The sequence below is a fragment of the Kluyvera sichuanensis genome (assembly GCF_014218705.1).
GTDB lineage: Bacteria > Pseudomonadota > Gammaproteobacteria > Enterobacterales > Enterobacteriaceae > Kluyvera > Kluyvera sichuanensis.
In genome coordinates, this window is the sequence record NZ_JABBJF010000003.1 from 286,937 (window position 1) to 306,589 (window position 19,653).

The 19,653-nt window shown below is 55.4% G+C and carries 17 protein-coding genes; 14 read left to right on the forward strand and 3 right to left on the reverse strand.

What is annotated here, in order from left to right:
• Positions 1-150 precede the first annotated feature (150 nt).
• Positions 151-210 carry a type I toxin-antitoxin system Ibs family toxin gene (locus HII27_RS27515; RefSeq protein WP_185667046.1) on the forward strand — a complete coding sequence of 20 codons (60 nt, stop codon included), beginning with the start codon at positions 151-153 and terminating at the stop codon, positions 208-210.
• 82 nt (positions 211-292) lie between these two features.
• Here the strand turns inward: HII27_RS27515 and yegD are convergent, their stop codons facing one another.
• Positions 293-1,645, reverse strand: coding sequence for a molecular chaperone (gene yegD / locus HII27_RS05620; RefSeq protein WP_185666971.1), 1,353 nt, complete (start codon positions 1,643-1,645; stop codon positions 293-295).
• 149 nt (positions 1,646-1,794) lie between these two features.
• Here yegD and alkA point away from each other — a divergent pair, with 149 nt between their 5' ends.
• On the forward strand, positions 1,795-2,637 hold the full coding sequence (gene alkA / locus HII27_RS05625) for a DNA-3-methyladenine glycosylase 2 (RefSeq protein WP_185666972.1): 843 nt from the start codon (positions 1,795-1,797) through the stop codon (positions 2,635-2,637).
• Here alkA and HII27_RS05630 read toward each other — a convergent pair.
• A complete protein-coding gene (locus HII27_RS05630; RefSeq protein WP_185666973.1) occupies positions 2,589-4,859 on the reverse strand; it encodes a PAS domain S-box protein in 2,271 nt (756 codons plus the stop codon). The two genes, alkA and HII27_RS05630, sit on opposite strands and share 49 nt — an antisense overlap.
• A gap of 352 nt (positions 4,860-5,211) precedes the next feature.
• Here HII27_RS05630 and udk point away from each other — a divergent pair, with 352 nt between their 5' ends.
• From udk to asmA, 3 genes are all read left to right on the forward strand, one after another.
• On the forward strand, positions 5,212-5,853 hold the full coding sequence (udk, locus tag HII27_RS05635; RefSeq protein ID WP_185666974.1) for a uridine kinase: 642 nt from the start codon (positions 5,212-5,214) through the stop codon (positions 5,851-5,853).
• 79 nt (positions 5,854-5,932) lie between these two features.
• Positions 5,933-6,514 carry a dCTP deaminase gene (gene dcd / locus HII27_RS05640; protein ID WP_185666975.1) on the forward strand — a complete coding sequence of 194 codons (582 nt, stop codon included), beginning with the start codon at positions 5,933-5,935 and terminating at the stop codon, positions 6,512-6,514.
• 26 nt (positions 6,515-6,540) lie between these two features.
• Complete coding sequence (asmA, locus tag HII27_RS05645; protein ID WP_185666976.1) at positions 6,541-8,391, forward strand: outer membrane assembly protein AsmA; 1,851 nt, start codon at positions 6,541-6,543, stop codon at positions 8,389-8,391.
• 94 nt (positions 8,392-8,485) lie between these two features.
• Here asmA and HII27_RS05650 read toward each other — a convergent pair whose 3' ends face one another.
• Entirely contained in the window at positions 8,486-10,069 is a 1,584-nt protein-coding gene (locus tag HII27_RS05650; RefSeq protein ID WP_185666977.1) for a TerC family protein, read from the reverse strand.
• Between the two features lie 656 nt (positions 10,070-10,725).
• Here HII27_RS05650 and HII27_RS05655 point away from each other — a divergent pair.
• The 9 genes from HII27_RS05655 to wcaF all read left to right on the forward strand — a co-directional run bounded on the left by HII27_RS05655 (position 10,726) and on the right by wcaF (position 19,641).
• Positions 10,726-11,859 carry a polysaccharide export protein gene (locus HII27_RS05655; protein ID WP_185666978.1) on the forward strand — a complete coding sequence of 378 codons (1,134 nt, stop codon included), beginning with the start codon at positions 10,726-10,728 and terminating at the stop codon, positions 11,857-11,859.
• A gap of 5 nt (positions 11,860-11,864) precedes the next feature.
• The gene (gene wzb, locus HII27_RS05660) at positions 11,865-12,308 is read left to right on the forward strand and encodes a low molecular weight protein-tyrosine-phosphatase Wzb (protein WP_185666979.1); all 444 of its coding nucleotides are present in this window, start codon (positions 11,865-11,867) and stop codon (positions 12,306-12,308) included.
• Between the two features lie 2 nt (positions 12,309-12,310).
• On the forward strand, positions 12,311-14,473 hold the full coding sequence (wzc, locus tag HII27_RS05665; RefSeq protein ID WP_185666980.1) for a tyrosine-protein kinase Wzc: 2,163 nt from the start codon (positions 12,311-12,313) through the stop codon (positions 14,471-14,473).
• Positions 14,474-14,576: 103 nt separating this feature from the next.
• Positions 14,577-15,419, forward strand: coding sequence for a colanic acid biosynthesis glycosyltransferase WcaA (gene wcaA / locus HII27_RS05670; RefSeq protein WP_185666981.1), 843 nt, complete (start codon positions 14,577-14,579; stop codon positions 15,417-15,419).
• Between the two features lie 2 nt (positions 15,420-15,421).
• Entirely contained in the window at positions 15,422-15,910 is a 489-nt protein-coding gene (gene wcaB, locus HII27_RS05675; protein WP_185667047.1) for a colanic acid biosynthesis acetyltransferase WcaB, read from the forward strand.
• Entirely contained in the window at positions 15,907-17,124 is a 1,218-nt protein-coding gene (gene wcaC, locus HII27_RS05680; protein ID WP_185666982.1) for a colanic acid biosynthesis glycosyltransferase WcaC, read from the forward strand. The genes wcaB and wcaC overlap by 4 nt, the downstream gene beginning before the upstream one ends.
• Positions 17,099-18,322 (forward strand): colanic acid polymerase WcaD, encoded by a 1,224-nt coding sequence (gene wcaD, locus HII27_RS05685; protein ID WP_185666983.1) that lies wholly within the window; start codon positions 17,099-17,101, stop codon positions 18,320-18,322. Before wcaC ends, wcaD begins: the two co-directional genes overlap by 26 nt.
• Positions 18,323-18,330: 8 nt before the next feature.
• A complete protein-coding gene (gene wcaE / locus HII27_RS05690) occupies positions 18,331-19,077 on the forward strand; it encodes a colanic acid biosynthesis glycosyltransferase WcaE (RefSeq protein ID WP_185666984.1) in 747 nt (248 codons plus the stop codon).
• Positions 19,078-19,086: 9 nt separating this feature from the next.
• Entirely contained in the window at positions 19,087-19,641 is a 555-nt protein-coding gene (gene wcaF / locus HII27_RS05695) for a colanic acid biosynthesis acetyltransferase WcaF (protein WP_185666985.1), read from the forward strand.
• Positions 19,642-19,653 lie beyond the last annotated feature (12 nt).

Sequence of the window (19,653 nt, forward strand, 5' to 3'; positions counted from 1 at the left end):
CGAATCCTGAACGGCTTTACGAGTAGGCTCGCAAACTCTGGGGACGAAACTGCGGGCCGGGCTAACGCGTGCTACCGTCAGCGGCGTTTAGCAGGGCGCTAAAACAGGAAAGCCCCTCCTGACGAAGGGGCCTTATATAAGGAAAGGGTTATGATGAAGTTAGTCATCATACTGGTGATACTCTTAGTGTTTAGCTTACCGGCTTACTAAGACACCAGGGGGAGGAGAAATCCTCCCTTACCCTCATTCCTTTACGATAGGTCGAAAAAACAGCGAAGTCAACGACGATATTTCAGGCGAAAACCACCTGCGCCCAGCGGGCCAGACCAGCGGTCACCGAGCCAAAATCGTCGCCACCGGCAATTGGAATGCCGGGAAGCTGTTGCGCCAGCGCCTTCTTAATCAGCGGTGAGCGTGCGCTGCCGCCGGTTAAGTAGATGACATCCGGCTTTTCGTTGCTGTTTTCCAGCGCCAACTGCACCTGTTCAAGAATGCGCGTCAGCGGTTGGTTCAGCGCCGCTTCCAGCCCATCCTGGCTGATAGCGGTGGCCAGTTCGTCGCTGATAAACGGCAGCGAGGTGTCAATTTGTGCGGCTTCGGACAGCGCGATTTTGCTCTCTTCGGCGCTGCGTACCAGACGGTAGCTCAGACGCTGCTGCCAGACCTTATACAGCAGGGCGACTTTCTCGGCGTCGCGGGCATCACGGGCGAGGTCGCGCAGCAGTCGGCCGTTGGCCGCGCTGTAAAAATCGGTTTGTGCCGGAACGTCGTTGATAGCCACCGCGTTCCACCACGGCAGAATCGGCAGGGCGATGCCTTTTTCGGTGTCGCCGCCCATGCCGAGCAGCGGCATCAGGCTCTTAAAGGCCAGCGCGATGTCCAGGTCGTTACCGCCGACGCGGCAGCCGCTGTGACCAAGCAGGCTCTGTTCACGGTCGTGACGGGTGCGCCACTGCGGCCCCATCAACAGCACCGAGCAGTCGGTGGTACCGCCGCCGATATCGACGACCAGCACGCGTTTTTCTTCACTCAGCGTGGCTTCGAAATCGAGCCCCGCGGCAACCGGTTCATACTGGAACACCACTTCACGGAAGCCCGCGCGCTTTGCCGCACGTTCAAGGATGCCGACCGCCTGGGCGTTAGCGTCGTCGCCACCGAGTCCCTGGAAGTTAATCGGGCGGCCAATCACCGCCTGGTCGAGCTTATCCGCGAGCTGCGACTGCGCCTGCTGGCGAATATGCAGCATCATCGAGCAGACCAGGTCTTCGAATACCGCCACCTGCTGCGGCTTCAGGCCGCTGGCGCCAAGGAACGATTTCGGTGATTTAACAAAATAGACCTCTTCCGGGTCGGCGATGTACTGCTTGAGCGACGCGAGGCCAAACTGCACGCTATTGCTCAGTACGTCGATATCTTCTTCGCGGTTGAAGTTCATCGCCCGACGCAGCAGCGCCTGCGCTTCATCGCCGGTGGCAGGCACCTGATGGTGGCGATAAAGCCACTCGCTCACCGCTTCGCGCGTTGGCGCCGCGAGCATTGAAGGCAGCAGCGTACTGCCGTTTTCCATCGTCAGCATGCGCGGTGCGCCATCCTGCATCACGGCGATAGAACAGTTCGCCGTCCCGTAGTCAAAACCAATAAACACGACAATTATCCCCATGCCAGTGAAGAAAGGGGGGCGACTTTAGCGGAATGTCGCGAAGGCGGCAACTGGAATATGAAAGCAAGGTCACTGACGTGATAACCCGCTATGCTATTACGCTCGGCTTATCGCTATGTGCTTAAGGAGCAACGATGTTTGAACTGCCGTGGTTACCGCCGTACGACTGGCAATGGATGTTTGGCTTTCTGCAGGCGCGTGCCGTCAGCGGTATTGAACGTTTTGACGGCGGTAGCTACACCCGCAGCTGGCGCTGTGGCGAACATCACGGGCTTATCACCATGACGCCGGACACGGCGCACAACCGACTTTGCGTCACGCTCTCCACCGGGCTTTTACCCGTGGCCGACCGGGCGCTGGCAGGCGTGGAAAAGCTGTTGGACCTGCGCTGCTGTCCGCAGCAAATTCAGCATGCGCTGGGCGATCTCGCTGCCGCCAGACCGGGGCTGCGTCTGCCGGGAGCACTTGAGCCATTTGAACAGGGGATAAGGGCGATTCTCGGCCAGCTTGTGAGTGTGAAGATGGCGGCGAAGCTGACAGGTAGCGTGGTGGCGCTCTATGGCGAACCGTTGGCTGAAGAGGAGGGCTTTTTCCTGTTTCCTACCGCCGCGCGTCTGGCGGCGGGCGACCCGCTGGCGCTGAAAGCGCTGGGGATGCCGCTAAAACGCGCGGAGGCGCTTATCTATTTCGCGCAGGCGACGGTCAACGGCGAGCTGCCGCAAGCGCTGCCTGAGGATGTTCCCCAGGCGCTTAAAACGCTACAGCAGTTTCCCGGCATTGGTCGCTGGACGGCAAACTACTTCGCACTGCGTGCCTGGCAGGCGAAGGATATTTTCCTGCCGGATGATTACCTGATCAAACAGCGTTTCCCGGGAATGACGCCCGCGCAAATTCGCGTTTACGCCGAGCGCTGGCAACCCTGGCGCTCTTACGCGTTATTGCATATCTGGCATACGGACGACTGGTCGCCGGTATGAATCACCGGCGTGTAGACCGTGACTCTGCCACGTCCGTTGTTTTTCGACTCGTAGCAGGCGGCGTCGGCCTGTACCAGCAGTTCCGCCAGTTTAGCGTTGTGCTCATGCACCAGGGTTAACCCGGCGCTGGCGCCCACCCGGTGCAGGCGGCCTGCCCAGATAAATTCGTAGTGATTAATCGCCTCGACGACGCGCTCGGTGGCGTTCACCGCCTGCTCGGTGGAGCAGTGGCGCAGAATAAAACCGAACTCATCGCCGCCGAGGCGCGCCAGAATATCGCTGGGGCGCAGCATTGAGCGCATCAACGAGGCAATTTCGTGCAGCAGCGCATCGCCTGCCGCATGTCCCGCGCTGTCGTTGACCGCCTTAAAGAAATCAAGGTCGAGCATAATCAGCGCGTGCGACTGGTGGCTGCCCGGCAGCACTTTCAACAGCCCTTTGAGCTGGCTTTCAAAGCTTGAACGATTGGGCAGTCCGGTCAACGCATCGTGGGTCGCGCTGTAGCTGAGCTGGCGCAGCAGTTTGCGCGATTCGGTAACGTCCTGAATGACCAGCACGAAGCCGATATGCTCCCCCTCAAGGGTTTTTAGCGGCGTCATGCTGTAGTGGATGTCAAAGCTGTCGCCATAGCGGTTTTTCAAGCTGTTGTCGTACTCGGCGTCGCTTTCTGGACCCGCCTGCGCGCTGAGGGCTTCCAGTATCTCTCCACCTGGCCCCTCGGTAATACGTAACACGGTAAGCAATGGCTTGCCTTGCGCTTCTGACTGCTTCCAGCCGCACATTTTTTCAGCGACCGGATTCATGAAAATAATGTTTTGCTTATTGTCAGTGCTGATCACCGCATCATGAATGGAGTCGAGGGTGATATGCAGGCGCTCTTTTTCCTGGAACAGCGCTTCGTTGGCCTGGGTGAGCTCCGCCATCAGCGCTTTATTCGCTTCGCGGCTTTTTTTCAGCGAGTTGATATCTTCAACCTGCTTAATAAAATAGAGCGGCGTGCCGTCGTTATTGCGCACGACCGAGACGGCAAGCAGCGCCCAGACCACCTCTCCGTGCTTGGTGCAGTAGCGTTTCTCCAGCGAATAGCTGTCAACTTCCCCGCGATTCAGCCGATCGAGTTGGGCCAAATCGGTAGCTAAATCTTCCGGCCAGGTCACCTGCTGGAAGGTCATCCGGTGCAACTCGTCCTGGCTGTAGCCAAGGAAGGCGCTCAGCGATTTGTTGACCTGCAGCCACTGCCCGTAGGTATCGACCAGCGCCATGCCGATGGCGGAATACTCCATCGCGTTACGGAAGCGAGTTTCGCTCTCGGCAATATGTCGGCGTTCGTTGTGCACGGCGTACATGGCGATGCTCATTACGCCGGTCGGCAGCAGCACCATCAGGAACGGCAGTCCCGGCATATTGTGCAGGCGATAGCTGTTGAGGGTGTTCTCAATCATGTGCTGAACCAGCGGGTGCAAAGAGGTCAGCATCAGCACCACCATAATGGTCAGCAAGGAGATGATAAACGCCTCTAAACGCGGTAGGCGCACGGCGCTCCACATCAGCAACACCATGATGAAGGTGAACGGCCACGGTAGATAGAGCATTGCTGTAATACTTAGCGCCAGGGTAAGCACGGCGGTCAGCAGCGTGGAAACCAGCAGCGCGGTATTTTGATAACGCGTGGCAAACCGGGCTTTCAGCAGCAGGCCAATCGGAACCAGCGCTAACGCGCCAGTAGCCTCGGCAAGCACCCAAACTATCAGCGTTTGCAATGCGTTCGTGCCGGGAGAGAGGCTGGCGACCAGAATGCCGCCCAGCAACGCTGGCACCAGCGCGCAGGCGATCGCCATGCGGGTCCAGTCCACCAGATTTTGCAGCGGGTTATCGAGCACCAGCCAGCGACGTAGCAGCAATGCGCCGACCAGCGCCTCGAGAATGTTAATCGCCGGATAAGTTAGCGTCACCGCCGACGGGGAGTAGAGGCTCGTTGCGGTAATAATACCCAGCACGCTCGCCAGCCCAATACCGGGCCACAGGGAACGCTTAAAACGATAGAATCCTGCCATCATGACCGCCGTCGGGAACCACACCGGCGACAGGTCACTTGGCTGATGCATCAGCGCGAACGAATAGAGCGTGAACAGGAACGTCAGGAACCCGAGGCCAAACAGGAGTTGCGCCGTACGAAACGGTGAGGTCAGGGCGATGGGGATGTACAGTTTTTCTTTCTTCATTACCACGATTATCCGGAACGACACACTCCGGCCTTGCTGACATTACCGCTGATTATGCACCAACTTACGCGCCTTTTATCGGATCGGTGACACTTATTGACAATAATCGGCAATTGATCACAAGTGTAATATTTACTTCGTGAATAACGACTTGCGCCGAAACGCGCCTCGACAGCGTTTCACCGATTGTCACCGCAGAACGATGCATTCGACTGGTATCGTCGCTATGAAATCCCTATAATTGCCGCGTTTGGCGCGGGTACACCTGATTATTCAGAGCTTCACCTCTTGAATAATATTGTCTGTCCGTGCCGTCCTTCCTATCATCCAGGTTAATCGGGTCGCAAAATTTATGACTGATAAGTCTCATCAGTGCGTCATTGTAGGCATCGCCGGCGCATCGGCTTCAGGTAAAAGTCTTATTGCTAGTACGCTGTATCGCGAATTACGCGAGCAGGTAGGTGATGAGCATATCGGTGTTATCCCTGAAGATAGCTATTACAAAGACCAAAGTCACCTGTCCATGGAAGATCGGGTAAAAACCAATTATGACCATCCTAATGCGATGGACCATAGTCTGCTGTTCCAGCATTTGCAGACCTTAAAACGCGGCACCGCTATCGAACTGCCGGTCTATAGTTACGTCGAGCACACCCGTACCCAGGAAACGATCCACATCGAACCGAAAAAAGTGATCATCCTTGAAGGGATCCTGCTGCTGACGGATGCGCGCCTGCGTGAAGAGATGAACTTCTCTATTTTCGTTGATACCCCGCTGGATATTTGCCTGATGCGTCGTATCAAGCGTGACGTTAACGAACGCGGGCGTTCGATGGACTCGGTGATGGCTCAGTATCAGAAAACCGTGCGTCCAATGTTCCTGCAGTTTATCGAACCGTCCAAGCAGTACGCCGACATCATCGTGCCGCGTGGGGGGAAAAATCGCATCGCTATCGACATTCTGAAAGCGAAAATTAGTCAGTTTTTTGAATAACTCACGCGAATTGTGTAACGTGCATTAATAGCCCTCAACCATGCCGGAAGAGGGCAGGTAGTACATAAAGGAGAGTGATATGCGTCTGTGCGACCGAGACATAGAAGCCTGGCTGGATGACGGCCGACTGTCGATTAACCCGCGTCCGCCGATTGAGCGTATCAACGGCGCGACGGTTGACGTGCGTTTAGGTAACAAATTTCGTACCTTCAGCGGTCATACGGCGGCCTATATTGATTTAAGCGGGCCGAAGGCGGAAGTCAGCGCGGCGCTGGATCGCGTCATGAGCGAAGAGATTGTGCTGCCAGAGGGCGATGCTTTCTATCTGCACCCGGGAGAACTGGCGCTGGCGGTGACGCTGGAGTCGGTGACGCTGCCGGCGGATCTGGTCGGCTGGCTCGACGGGCGCTCCTCGCTGGCGCGTCTGGGGCTGATGGTACACGTGACCGCCCACCGTATCGATCCAGGCTGGTCCGGCTGTATCGTGCTGGAGTTCTACAATTCAGGCAAACTGCCGCTGGCACTGCGTCCGGGGATGTTAATTGGCGCGCTGAGCTTCGAGCCGCTGTCTGGCCCGGCCGATCGCCCGTACAACCGTCGTGAAGATGCGAAATATCGCGATCAGCAGGGTGCGGTCGCCAGTCGTATTGATAAAGACTGATCCGCCGCGAACCTGATGAGGGTGCCATGAGACGAATATTGACGACGCTGATGATCCTGCTGGTGGTGCTGGTCGCTGGACTATCATCGCTGGTGCTGCTGGTGAATCCCAACGATTTCCGCAGCTATATGGTGAAACAGGTTGAAGCACGTAGTGGTTATCAGCTCCAGCTTGATGGCTCGTTGCGCTGGCACGTCTGGCCGCGTCTGAGCATCCTCTCGGGTCGTATGACCTTAACCGCGCCGGGGGCCAGCGCGCCGCTGGTACGGGCGGACAATATGCGTCTTGACGTGGCGCTGATGCCGCTGCTTTCGCATCAGCTTCAGGTAAAGCAGGTGATGCTTAAAGGCGCGGTGATTCAACTAACGCCGCAAACCGAAGCCGAACGTGCGCAAAATGCCCCGGTGGCGCCAAAAGGCACGTCGCTGCCGCAGGAGCCCGGCAGTAGCGGCTGGTCCTTTGATATTGCTGCACTGCAGGTCGTGGATAGCGTGCTGGTCTTCCAGCATGAAGACGACGAGCAGGTGACGGTGCGCGATATTCGTCTGCAGATGGAACAGGATGCCAACCATCGAGCAGAAGTCGATTTCTCCGGTCGCCTCAACCGCGACCAGCGCGATTTAACCCTCAGTTTTTCTGCCCAGGTTCAGGCTGCAGACTACCCGCATAGCCTGGACGCGCAGCTGTCGCAGCTTAGCTGGCAGCTCCAGGGCGCAGACCTTCCGGCGCAGGGCATCAGCGGAAACGGCAGCCTGAACGCCAACTGGCAGGAGGAGGCGAAAAAGCTCAGCTTTAGCGCCCTGAACCTGACGGCGAACGACAGTTCATTGACCGGTGCGGGTAGCGTAATACTCGACGATCACCCTATCTGGGCGCTGGATCTGCAGTCCGATAAACTCAATCTTGATAACCTGCTGCTGCATTCGGATATTCTGCCGAGCGGCAGTGGTGAAGTCCAAAAGGCGCAGGCGACGCCAAAACAGCCGCGTCCGATTATCGCCAATGGCGTGAAGGTGGTGCCATACAGCGGGCTGAACAGCTTTGACGGCACGCTGGCGATGACGGCGAAACAGGTGATCTGGCGTGAGATGCCGTTTACCGACGTGCGGATTCAGGCTGATAACCAGCGCGGGTTGCTGCACATCGCCCAACTTGAAGGAAAACTCGACGGCGGGACGCTCTCGTTGCCGGGTACGGTAGACGCTCGTAACGGCACACCGCAAGCTGAGTTCCAGCCGAAGATCGATAACATCGAGATAGGCAGTCTGCTGAAAGCCTTTAATTACCCGATAGACATGGCCGGTAAAATGTCGCTGGCGGGGGATTTCTCCGGCTCGGTGGTGGATGCCAACCATTTCCGTCGCGACTGGCAGGGTCAAGCATCCATTGAAATGCACGATACCCGTACCGAAGGGCTCAACTTCCAGCAACTGGTGCAGCAGGCGGTGGAGCGCAGCTCCGACGTACGCGCTAAGGAAAACGACGACAGCGCGACGCGCCTCGATAAGCTCACCGCTGATATCGATCTCGACAGCGGCATTCTGACCCTCGATAACATGAACGGCTCGTCATCGCTAATGTCATTAACCGGCAAAGGCGCGCTGGACCTGGTGAAAGAAGAGGGGGATATGCAGTTCGCTATTCAGGTGACTGATGGATGGCAGGGCGAGGGCAAGCTGGTGGATATGCTTAAGCGCACTGCGATTCCACTGCGGGTTTACGGCAAATGGTCAGAGCTGAATTACAGTTTGCAGGTTGATCAGATCCTGCGGCGTCAGCTGCAAAATGAAGCGAAGCGTCGGCTGAATGATTGGGCTGAGCGCAATAAAAACACCCAGTCCGGCAAAGACGTGCAGAAGCTGTTGAATAAGCAGTAGCTGTTAAAAACCCGGCGTCGCTTCGCTCGGCCGGGCTACAATTTGTGCATTCGGTAGCCCGGCCGAGCAACGCGACGCCGGGACGGGCTCCTCACTACACTTCGTAATCCCACTCATCATCCCGCGGCGGCGGGATAATCTGCACTTTCTGTACCCGGTGGCTCTCAACCTGCAGGGTCTTGAGCGTCCACGGGCCAATCTGCACTTCCTCACCGGCTTTCGGAATACGCTGCAGGTGCTCCATCAGTAGCCCGGCGATGGTGTGGTACTCACGTTTCTCGTCCAGCGGCAGCGGAATGTACTGCACTAAATCTTCCAGCGGCATATGCCCGTTAGCGGTCCAGGTGCCGTCAGCGTTCTTCTGAATGTCGTGGCGGGCATCAATCTCTTCCGCTTCGTTTGGCAGGTTGCCGGCGATGGTTTCCGTCACGTCGCTGAGCGTCACAATCCCCTCAACCGAACCAAATTCATCCACCACGAAGGCGAAGTGGGTGCGGGCGTTACGGAACTGTTCCAGCGCTGACAGCAGCGGCAGCGCTTCCGGGAACACCAGCGGCTGGCGGATTAACACCCGCAGATCCAGCGGCTCACCACGCAGCGATTGTTGTAACAGGTCGATGACGTGTACAACGCCGAGCAAATCCTCTTCATCATCGCCGCCGGTAACCACCAGGCGGGTGTGCTGGTTTTTCTCCAGCAGCGCGCGCACTTCGCTTTCCGGCGCGCTCAGGTCGATGTGCTCAATATCATGACGTGAGGTCATAATGCTGCTTACCGTACGCTGGTTGAGGTTCAGCACGCGCTCAATCATCCGCCGCTCCTGCGGATCGAAGATCTGCTGATCGCTTTGGTCTACCAGCAGTGAAGCGGTACCCGCATCAAGCTCGGCATCCTCTTTTTGGCCGCTCAGTAGACGCATCACCGCCTCGGTGGTGCGGCTTCGCAGCGACTGATTGGCGGTAAGGAAGCGGCGACGGTTAAAGATAGCCAGCTGGTTTAAGAACTCGATCATTACCGAGAAACCGATAGCGGCGTATAGATAGCCTTTTGGTATGACGAGGCCGAAACCTTCCGCTACCAGGCTAAAGCCAATCATCAGCAGGAAGCTCAGACAGAGAATCACAATCGTTGGGTGGCTGTTCACAAAGCGGGTTAGCGCCCGGCTGGCCATCAGCATCAGGCTGATAGCAATAATGACCGCGGCCATCATGACTGCCAGATGGTCGACCATGCCGACGGCGGTGATCACCGAATCAAGCGAGAAGACCGCATCCAACACCACGATTTGCGCGACAACGCCCCAAAAACGCGCGCCGCGGCGCTGCGTCGGATTGTCGCTATCTTTCCCCTCCAGCCGCTCGTTAAGCTCTACCGTGGCTTTAAACAGCAGGAAGAAGCCACCGACCAGCATAATCAGGTCGCGGGCGCTAAAGGTGAAGTCGCGGACGCTAAACAGCGGTTTGGTCAGGGTGACCAGCCACGAGATAGAGGCTAGCAGCAGCAGGCGCATCAGCATCGCCAGAATCAGCCCGGTGACGCGCGCGCGGTCGCGTTGGGCTGGCGGCAGTTTTTCGGCGAGGATGGCGATAAACACCAGATTATCAATTCCGAGAACCAGCTTGATGACGACCAGCGTCACGAGTCCCGCCCAAATAGACGGATCGGCAATCCATTCCATACGTTGGTTAAAACCTTATGTTATATGACGAATTGATCATGGATAAAGCGACGGCAAATTGCAACGTCTGGCTGCGATTTCTCGCAGCAAAAAATCAATGTACAACAGGAAATAATAGCGAAAAATGGCCCTGAATTTATTATTGATAATATATTTTTGGTGTGGCGTAATTTAATTTGTCAACATAAAGAAAATCCTAAAAATTCATACGATATTGATCTTAATCTTATTCTTAAAATTATTTTTTAGGCGGGGCTAACCTTGCCTGCTATTCGCTTAGCTGCAACAATTCTCCCAGTACTGAATGGAATAGCCATTGATGTACGTCATGAAATAGTCATGCGGGAATGAAAGTCTCTGCATTATATATCCAGGAATATTCTCCATTCTTATTTTTGGTGTGGTTAGATTCCATATAACAACATGATTTTTAGGTGAATTGGTAGCTATGAGCCAAGGGCGGTAGCGTGCCTGAAGGCGTGAAGCGAAGCCTCGATTATTCTGTCAATAGCCTGCGGATGAATCCAAACTTTTTTCGGATATATGCCAGTTATATTCGCCGGTAATTAAATGCATGGTGGATGTACGGGTAATCAAATGGTACGGATTAATTTAATTCGCACAGGATAATTTTCTGCCAAAGTGATAAATAATCAATGATGAAATCCAAACTAAAATTGATGCCATTATTGGTGTCGGTAACCTTGATGAGTGGTTGCACCATACTTCCCGGCAGCAATATGTCTACCTACGGAAAAGATGTGATTAAGCAGCAGGATGCTGATTATGACATTGGCCGAATGGTGAATGTTTATCCGCTGACCCCGCGACTGATTGAGCAATTACGCCCGCGTCCTAACGTCGCGCAGCCCAACATGTCGCTGGATCAGGAGTTAAGCAATTACCAGTACCGCGTGGGGTCGGGCGATGTGCTGAACGTCACCGTCTGGGATCACCCGGAACTGACGACCCCGGCGGGGCAGTATCGTAGTTCCAGCGATACCGGCAACTGGGTTCAGCCTGATGGCACCATCTTCTATCCCTACATCGGCAAAGTGCAGGTTAAAGGGCGCACGCTGGCGGAAATCCGTCAGACCATCACCCAACGCCTGGCAGCCTATATCACCGACCCGCAGGTTGATGTCAACGTTGCCGCCTTCCGTTCGCAAAAAGTCTACGTCTCCGGTCAGGTGAATAAATCCGGCCAGCAGGCGATTACCAACGTGCCGCTGACCGTGCTGGACGCCATTAACGCCGCTGGCGGACTGGGTGAACTGGCCGACTGGCGCAACGTGGTGCTCACTCATGACGGGCGTGAGCAGCGTATCTCCGTACAGGCGCTGATGCAGAACGGCGATCTGAGCCAGAACCGGCTGCTCTATCCGGGCGATATTCTGTTCGTACCGCGCAACGACGATCTGAAAGTGTTCGTGATGGGCGAAGTGAAGAAACAGAGCACGCTCAAAATGGACTTCAGCGGCATGACGCTGACCGAGGCGCTCGGCCAGGCGGAAGGTATCGACCTGACGACCTCAGACGCCAGCGGCATCTTCGTGATTCGTCCAACCAAAGAGGGCAACAACGGCAAGATGGCCAACGTCTATCAGCTGGATATGTCCGATGCCACCTCGCTGGTGATGGCGACCAACTTTGTCCTGCAGCCTTACGACGTGGTTTACGTCACTACCGCACCGGTTGCCCGTTGGAACCGTCTGATCAACCAACTGTTGCCGACCATCAGTGGCGTTCGCTACATGACCGATACGGCAAAAGACATTCACACCTGGTAACCGCCATGTTTAACAAAATTCTTGTGGTATGCGTGGGGAACATCTGCCGTTCCCCTACGGCAGAACGTTTATTACGCCGTCATCTTCCGGCGGTGACCGTTGACTCGGCGGGGCTGGGGGCGCTGGTGGGAAAAACGGCGGATGAACGCGCCGCCAGCGTCGCGGCAGTGCATGACATTTCGCTTGAGGGGCACTGCGCGCGACAAATCTCCGGGCGTATGTGCCGGGAGTATGACCTGATTCTGGCGATGGAGAGACGGCACGTTGCCACCCTGCATGAAATGGCGCCGGAGATGCGCGGCAAGGTGATGCTGTTTGGCCATTGGGATAACGAGCGCGAGATCCCCGATCCGTATCGCAAAAGCCGCGAGGCGTTTGAAGCGGTGTACCAGTTACTCGACAGGTCTGCCAGCCAGTGGGCGCAGGCATTGAAAGCGCAGCAGGGATAACCATGACTGATAAAGTAAAACAGATAAGCCCGGCGGCCTCGGGCGGCGATGAGATTGATATTGGCCGCCTGGTAGGAACCGTTATTGAAGCCAAGTGGTGGGTGGCTGGCATTACGGCGCTGTTCGCCGCCGCCGCGATTGTCTACGCCATCTTCGCCACGCCTATCTACAGCGCTGATGCGCTGGTGCGTATCGAGCAGAATCAGGGAAGCGCGCTGGTGCAGGACATCAGCAACGCCTTAACCAGCAAGCCACCGGCCTCCGAGGCGGAGATTCAGATGATCACCTCGCGTCTGGTGCTGGGCAAAACCGTCGACGATCTGGACCTCGATATTGCGGTCAGCAAAAACACCTTCCCTGTCCTGGGCGCAGGGTGGGATCGCCTGATGGGGCGTCAGAACCAGACCGTCAAAGTCACCACCTTCGAACGTCCGGCCGCAATGGCGGACAGCACCTTCACGCTGGATGTGCTGAGCCCAACTACCTTCCGTTTCAGCAACGATAGTGGTTTCAGCGCTGAGGGAAAAGTGGGTGAACCTGTCAACAAAGGCGGCGTGTCGCTCATGGTTGCGGGGATTGCCGCCGATGAAGGGGCCAGCTTTACGGTCACCAAATACTCGACGCTGGGGATGATCAATACCCTGCAAAACAGCCTGAGCGTCACTGAGGACGGCAAAGACTCCGGCGTGCTGACGCTGACCATGGTGGGGGAAGACAAAGACCAGATCCGCGAAATCCTCAACAGCATTGCCCGCAACTATGTGGCGCAGAACGTCGCGCGCAAATCGGAAGAGGCGGCGAAGAGCCTGGAGTTCCTCGAAGTGCAGCTGCCGCAGGTGCGCAGCCAGCTTGATATCGCCGAAAACAAACTCAACGCCTACCGTCAGCAGAAGGACTCCGTCGACCTGCCGCTGGAGGCCAAGTCGGTGCTCGACTCGATGGTCAACATTGATGCTCAGCTTAATGAACTGACTTTCCGTGAGGCGGAAATTTCCAAGCTCTACACCAAAATCCACCCGGCGTACCGCACGCTGCTGGAAAAACGTCGGGCGCTGGAAGAAGAGAAAGCGAAGCTCAGCCAGCGCGTGACGGCAATGCCGAAAACCCAGCAGGAGATTGTGCGTCTGACCCGTGACGTGGAGTCCGGTCAGCAGGTCTATATGCAGCTGCTGAACAAACAGCAGGAGCTGAAAATTACCAAAGCCAGCACCGTGGGCGATGTGCGTATCGTCGACCCGGCGATTACCCAGCCAGGCGTGGTGAAGCCGAAGAAAGCGCTGATTGTGCTGGGGAGCATTATTCTCGGCCTGATGCTGTCGATTGTTGGCGTGCTGCTGCGCTCACTGTTTAACCGCGGCATCGAAAGCCCGCAGGTGCTGGAAGAGCACGGTATTAACGTGTATGCCAGCATCCCGCTCTCTGAATGGCAGAAATCCCGCGATAGCGTGAAGAGCGTCAACGGCGTGAAACGCTACAAGCAGAGCCAACTGCTGGCGGTAGGTAACCCAACCGATCTCGCCATTGAAGCCATCCGCAGCCTGCGTACCAGCCTGCACTTCGCCATGATGCAGGCGCAAAACAACGTGCTGATGATGACCGGGGTCAGCCCTTCAATCGGTAAGACCTTCGTCTGCGCCAACCTCGCGGCGGTGATTAGCCAGACCAACAAGCGAGTGCTGATGATCGACTGCGATATGCGTAAGGGCTACTCCCACGAGCTGCTCGGCACCACCAATGACAACGGCCTGTCGGAGGTGCTGGTGGGCAAAACGGCGATTGAGCACTGTGTGAAGAAAACGTCGGTAGCCAACTTCGACCTCGTCCCTCGCGGGCAGATCCCGCCGAACCCGTCTGAACTGCTGATGGGGGAGCGTTTCAGTGAACTGCTGAAGTGGGGGAGCGCGAACTACGACCTGGTGCTGATAGATACCCCACCAATTCTCGCCGTCACCGACGCTGCGATTGTGGGCCGCCATGCGGGCACCACGCTGATGGTGACGCGTTACGCGGTCAATACGCTCAAAGAAGTGGAGACCAGCCTGAGCCGCTTTGAGCAGAACGGCATCGCGGTGAAAGGGGTGATCCTCAACTCTATTTTCCGCCGTGCTACCGGTTATCAGGATTACGGCTACTACGAGTACGAGTATCAGTCGGATTCGAAATAATTTTAGTGCCTCACCTGTAGCCCGGACGAGGCGCGTGAGCGCCGACTCCGGGGCATTCCCGGCGTCGCTTCGCTCGGCCGGGCTACTCGATAAGGGATATCCCATGCCAACAGACTATCCGTTGATCTCCATCTATATGCCGACCTGGAACCGACAGCAGCTGGCGATTCGCGCCATCAAATCGGTTCTGCGTCAGGACTATCCCCATTGGGAAATGATTATCGTCGATGACTGCTCCAGCAGCTTCGAGCAGCTCCAGCAGTACATCACCGAACTGAACGATAGCCGAGTGCAGTACACCCATAACGCCTTTAATTCCGGTGCCTGCGCGGTGCGCAACCAGGCAATTTTACAGGCTAAAGGCCAGTTTATTACCGGCATCGACGACGACGATGAGTGGACGCCAACCCGGCTCTCAACCTTTCTGGCGGACAAGCAACAGCTCACCAATCATGCGTTTCTCTACGCCAACGACTACGTCTGCGAAGGGGAGGTCTATTCGCAACCGGCCAGCCTGCCGCTGTACCCGAAATCACCGTTCTCTCGCGAGCTGTTCTACAAGCGCAACATCATTGGCAATCAGGTGTTTAGCTGGGCCTGGCGTTTTAAAGAGTGCCTGTTCGATACCGAACTGAAGGCGGCACAGGACTACGACATCTTTCTGCGCATGGTGATGGCCTACGGCGAACCGTGGAAAATTGAGGCGGCGACACAAATCCTGCACATCAACCACGGGGAGATGCAGATAACCTCTTCGCCGAAAAAATTCTCCGGCTACTTCAGCTTCTATCGCAAGCATAAAGAGAAGTTTGACCGCGCCAGCAAGAAGTACCAGCTGTTCACCCTGTACCAGATTCGCAATAAGCGGATGACCTGGAAGACGTTTCTGACGCTGCTGTCGGTGCGTAACGGTAAGCGCTGGGTTGATGGATTACGGAGTAAATAATGCTGCTGGAAGATTTACGTGCCAATAGCTGGAGTCTGCGCCCGTGCTGCATGGTCACCGCTTATCGCATTGCCCATTTCTGCTCGGTGTGGCGAAAGAAAAACGTGCTCAACAATCTGTGGGCCGCGCCGGTGCTGGTGCTCTATCGCCTCATCACCGAATGCGTCTTTGGCTATGAAATTCAGGCGGCGGCGACCATTGGCCGACGCTTCACCATCCACCACGGCTATGCGGTGGTGATTAATAAAAACGTGGTGGCGGGGGATGACTTCACCATCCGCCACGGCGTCACGCTCGGCAACCGTGGCCCAGATAGCCTGGCCTGCCCGACGTTGGGTAACGGCGTGGAACTGGGCGCCAACGTGGTCATCATCGGCGGCATCACCATTGGCAATCAGGTGACTATCGGTGCGGGTAGCGTGGTGCTGGACGATATTCCCGACCATGCGCTGGTGGTGGGCGAAAAGGCACGAGTGAAGGTAATCAAATGAATATTCTGCAATTTAACGTGCGTCTTGCTGAAGGCGGCGCGGCGGGCGTGGCGCTGGACCTGCATCAGCGCGCGCTGCGTCAGGGGCTATCCTCGCAGTTTGTCTACGGCTATGGCAAGGGCGGCAAAAAGAGCGTCAGCCACGAGCGTTATCCGCAGGTGGTAAAGCAGACCGCGCGTCTGACCTCGATAGCGAACCTGGCGTTGTTTCGCCTGTTTAACCGCGACCTGTTTGGCAACCTGAATAACCTTTATCGCCAGGTGACCCGCACCGAGGGGCCAGTGGTGCTGCATTTTCACGTCATGCACAGCTACTGGCTGAACCTGGCGGAGATTATTGATTTCTGCGAGCGCGTCAAGGCGCACAAAGCGGACGTTACGCTGGTCTGGACGCTGCACGACCACTGGAGCGTGACCGGGCGCTGCGCGTTTCTCGACGGCTGCGACGGCTGGAAAAACGGCTGTCTGAAGTGCCCGACGCTCGACAACTATCCGCCGGTAAAGGTCGATCGTGCGCATCAGCAGGTGGAGGAAAAGCGCCATCTCTTCCGCCGTATGCTCGCGCTTGGCTGCCAGTTTATCTCCCCGAGTCAGCATGTGGCCGAAGCGTTTAATAGCCTGTATGGCCCCGGACGCTGCCTGATTATCAACAACGGCATTGATGTTGCCACCGAAGCGATTCTGGCGGAGCTGAAGCCGATGGCGGCAACCACGCCGCGGCCGAAAATTGCCGTCGTCGCCCACGACCTGCGCTACGACGGTAAAACTAACCAGCGCCTGGTGCGTGAAATTATGGCGCTCGGCGATAAGGTGGAAATTCATACCTTCGGTAAGTTTTCACCGTTTGAAGGCGCGAACGTGGTGAACCACGGTTTTCTCACCGACAAGCGACAGCTGATGAGCGAACTCAACCCGCTCGATGCGCTGCTGTTTAGCTCTCGCGTCGATAACTACCCGCTGATCCTCTGCGAAGCGCTCTCTATTGGCGTGCCGGTGATTGCCACCCACAGCGAGGCGGCAAAAGAGGTGCTGGAAAAATCCGGCGGCCATACGGTTGACGAAAGCGCGGTGCTTTCGCTGGTGCAGCGGCCAAAAGCGGAGATCGCTGAAGCGGTGTTTGGCACGACGCTCGGTGCATTCAGCGCCCGCAGCCGTAAGGCCTATAGCGGACAACAGATGCTGGAGGAATATGTCTCGTTCTATCAGAGTCTGTAGCTATTTGCTGCTGCCGTTAATCTATCTGCTGGTTAACGTGAAGCTGGCGCAGCTCGGCGAGAGCTTTCCCATCACCATCGTGACCTTCCTCCCGTTGCTGTTGCTGCTGTTTGTTGAACGTATTAACCTGAAAAAGCTGATGATTGCCCTCGGGCTGGGCGTCGGGTTAACGCTGTTCAACTACGTGTTCGGTCAGTCGCTGGATCCGAGCAAATACGTCACCTCGACGATGCTGTTTGTCTACATCGTTATCATCATTGGCATGGTCTGGAGCATTCGCTTTAAAACCATTTCGCCGCATAACCACCGTAAGATCCTGCGCTTCTTTTACGTGGTTATCGGCATCGTGGTGATGCTGGCGGCACTTGAAATGGTGCAAATTATTCTCTCCGGCAGCAGTAGCCTGATTGAGATGATTTCGAAATATCTTATTTACAGCAATAGCTATGTACTGAACTTTATCAAATTCGGTGGGAAGCGCACCACGGCGCTCTATTTTGAACCGGCATTCTTCGCTCTGGCATTAATCTCAATTTGGCTTTGCATCAAACAGTTTGGTATCAAAACCCCAAAATCTGATGCTATGATTCTCGCAGGGATAATTCTTTCAGGATCGTTCTCCGGGGTAATGACATTTATCCTGTTTTACCTGCTGGAGTGGGCGTTTCAGTATCTGAACAAAGAGGCGATTAGAAAGAAATTACCGTTAGCAATTATTTCTTTAGGCGCATTTTTTGTTGGTTTGATATTTGCTGGCCCCTATATTGCGGAACGTGTTGGTGACCTGGGAACGGAAGGTTCGTCATCGTATTACCGTATTATTGGCCCACTGGTGATGGTCGGTTATTCATTAACCAGTGTTGATGGGGTGGTGCGTTTCGGTTCTCTTTACGAATATGTTGCATCATTCGGAATATTTAACGGTGCGGATGTCGGTAAAACCATAGACAATGGCCTGTATCTGTTAATGATCTATTTTTCATGGTTTGCCGTGATATTAACAATCGGCTACCTGTATTACGTGTTTAAAATGTTCATTAACGCTTTTGGGAATAATCGAAATTTCGCCGTGCAGCTGTATTTATTCACGCCGGTATCACTATTTTTTACCGGTTCGATATTTAGCCCGGAATATGCATTTTTAATTGTGTGTCCTTTTATTCTGCGTAAAGCGCTGAATATTGCCGACAGCAGATGAGGTGGAACATGTTGTTAAGTGTGGTGACCGTGGCGTTTCGCAACGTGGAAGGCGTGATGAAAACCTGGCGTTCGCTGGCCCATCTGGCGAACGATCCGAGCCTTACATTTGAGTGGATTGTGGTCGACGGCGGTTCAGAAGATGGCACTGCAGAGTTTCTCGAAAAACGTAATGGACAGTACCAGTTACGCTACGTCAGTGAGCCGGATAAAGGGCTATATGACGCGATGAATAAAGGCATTCGCATGGCGCAGGGCAAGTTCGTGTTGTTCCTTAACTCCGGCGACAGTTTTCACCCGGACGTCTCGCAGTTTGTCCGCCAGCTTCGCGGCAAAAGCGATGATGCCATGTACCTCGGTGATGCGATGCTCGACTTCGGCGATGGCACCCAGATTCGCCGCAGTGCGAAGCAGGGCTGGTATATTTACCACAGCCTGCCGGCGAGCCATCAGGCTATTTTCTTCCCGCTGCGTGGGCTGAAAAATTATCCTTATGATGTGCAGTACCGGGTGTCGTCAGATTATGCGCTGACCGCCAGAATGTATAAGTCAGGCTATGCCTTTAAGCGAATTAAAGGTTTGGTGTCGGAATTTTCAATGGGCGGTGTGTCAACCACCAATAATCTGCAATTGTGTCAGGATGCCAAAAAAGTGCAGCAAGAAATATTACGTATGCCAGCCGTACTGACGGAATTATCTTATTTATTACGCCTGCGGACGACCGGAAAAACCAAAGCCTTATATCACAAAGCATAAGGAATCAGGATGCAGGAATTATCTGGCTTTACGGTGCCCAAAGGTTTTCGCGGTGCCGGGGGCATTAAAGTTCAACTCTGGTGGGCGGTGCAGGCGACATTATTTGCCTGGTCCCCGCAGATACTCTACCGCTGGCGCGTATTTTTATTGCGTTTGTTCGGCGCAAAAATAGGAAAAAACGTAGTGATTCGCCCCTCGGTAAAAATCACCTATCCGTGGAAATTAACCATCGGTGATTATGCCTGGGTTGGGGACGATGCAGTGTTATATACCCTCGGTGATATTACCCTTGGGGCAAATTCAGTCGTCTCACAGAAATGTTATTTATGCACCGGCAGCCACGATTATCAGAGCGCGCATTTTGATATTAATGCCACGCCGATTGTGGTCGGTGAGAAATGCTGGCTGGCAACGGATGTCTTCGTTGCTCCCGGCGTCACGATTGGCGACGGCACCATCGTCGGTGCACGAAGCAGCGTTTTTAAATCGCTACCGGCAAAGGTGATTTGCCGTGGCAATCCCGCAGTGGTCACGCGTGAACGCGTTGAGAAAGTTACTCCCTAAACGGGACTATTT

What these genes read in the sequence shown, in the direction of transcription:
- alkA (WP_185666972.1), top strand. Translation starts at nt 1,795, where the DNA reads ATGTTTGAACTGCCGTGGTTACCGCCGTACGACTGGCAATGGATGTTT.
- HII27_RS05630 (WP_185666973.1), bottom strand. Translation starts at nt 4,859, where the DNA reads ATGAAGAAAGAAAAACTGTACATCCCCATCGCCCTGACCTCACCGTTT.
- udk (WP_185666974.1), top strand. Translation starts at nt 5,212, where the DNA reads ATGACTGATAAGTCTCATCAGTGCGTCATTGTAGGCATCGCCGGCGCA.
- dcd (WP_185666975.1), top strand. Translation starts at nt 5,933, where the DNA reads ATGCGTCTGTGCGACCGAGACATAGAAGCCTGGCTGGATGACGGCCGA.
- asmA (WP_185666976.1), top strand. Translation starts at nt 6,541, where the DNA reads ATGAGACGAATATTGACGACGCTGATGATCCTGCTGGTGGTGCTGGTC.
- HII27_RS05650 (WP_185666977.1), bottom strand. Translation starts at nt 10,069, where the DNA reads ATGGAATGGATTGCCGATCCGTCTATTTGGGCGGGACTCGTGACGCTG.
- HII27_RS05655 (WP_185666978.1), top strand. Translation starts at nt 10,726, where the DNA reads ATGATGAAATCCAAACTAAAATTGATGCCATTATTGGTGTCGGTAACC.
- wzb (WP_185666979.1), top strand. Translation starts at nt 11,865, where the DNA reads ATGTTTAACAAAATTCTTGTGGTATGCGTGGGGAACATCTGCCGTTCC.
- wzc (WP_185666980.1), top strand. Translation starts at nt 12,311, where the DNA reads ATGACTGATAAAGTAAAACAGATAAGCCCGGCGGCCTCGGGCGGCGAT.
- wcaA (WP_185666981.1), top strand. Translation starts at nt 14,577, where the DNA reads ATGCCAACAGACTATCCGTTGATCTCCATCTATATGCCGACCTGGAAC.
- wcaC (WP_185666982.1), top strand. Translation starts at nt 15,907, where the DNA reads ATGAATATTCTGCAATTTAACGTGCGTCTTGCTGAAGGCGGCGCGGCG.
- wcaD (WP_185666983.1), top strand. Translation starts at nt 17,099, where the DNA reads ATGTCTCGTTCTATCAGAGTCTGTAGCTATTTGCTGCTGCCGTTAATC.
- wcaE (WP_185666984.1), top strand. Translation starts at nt 18,331, where the DNA reads ATGTTGTTAAGTGTGGTGACCGTGGCGTTTCGCAACGTGGAAGGCGTG.
- wcaF (WP_185666985.1), top strand. Translation starts at nt 19,087, where the DNA reads ATGCAGGAATTATCTGGCTTTACGGTGCCCAAAGGTTTTCGCGGTGCC.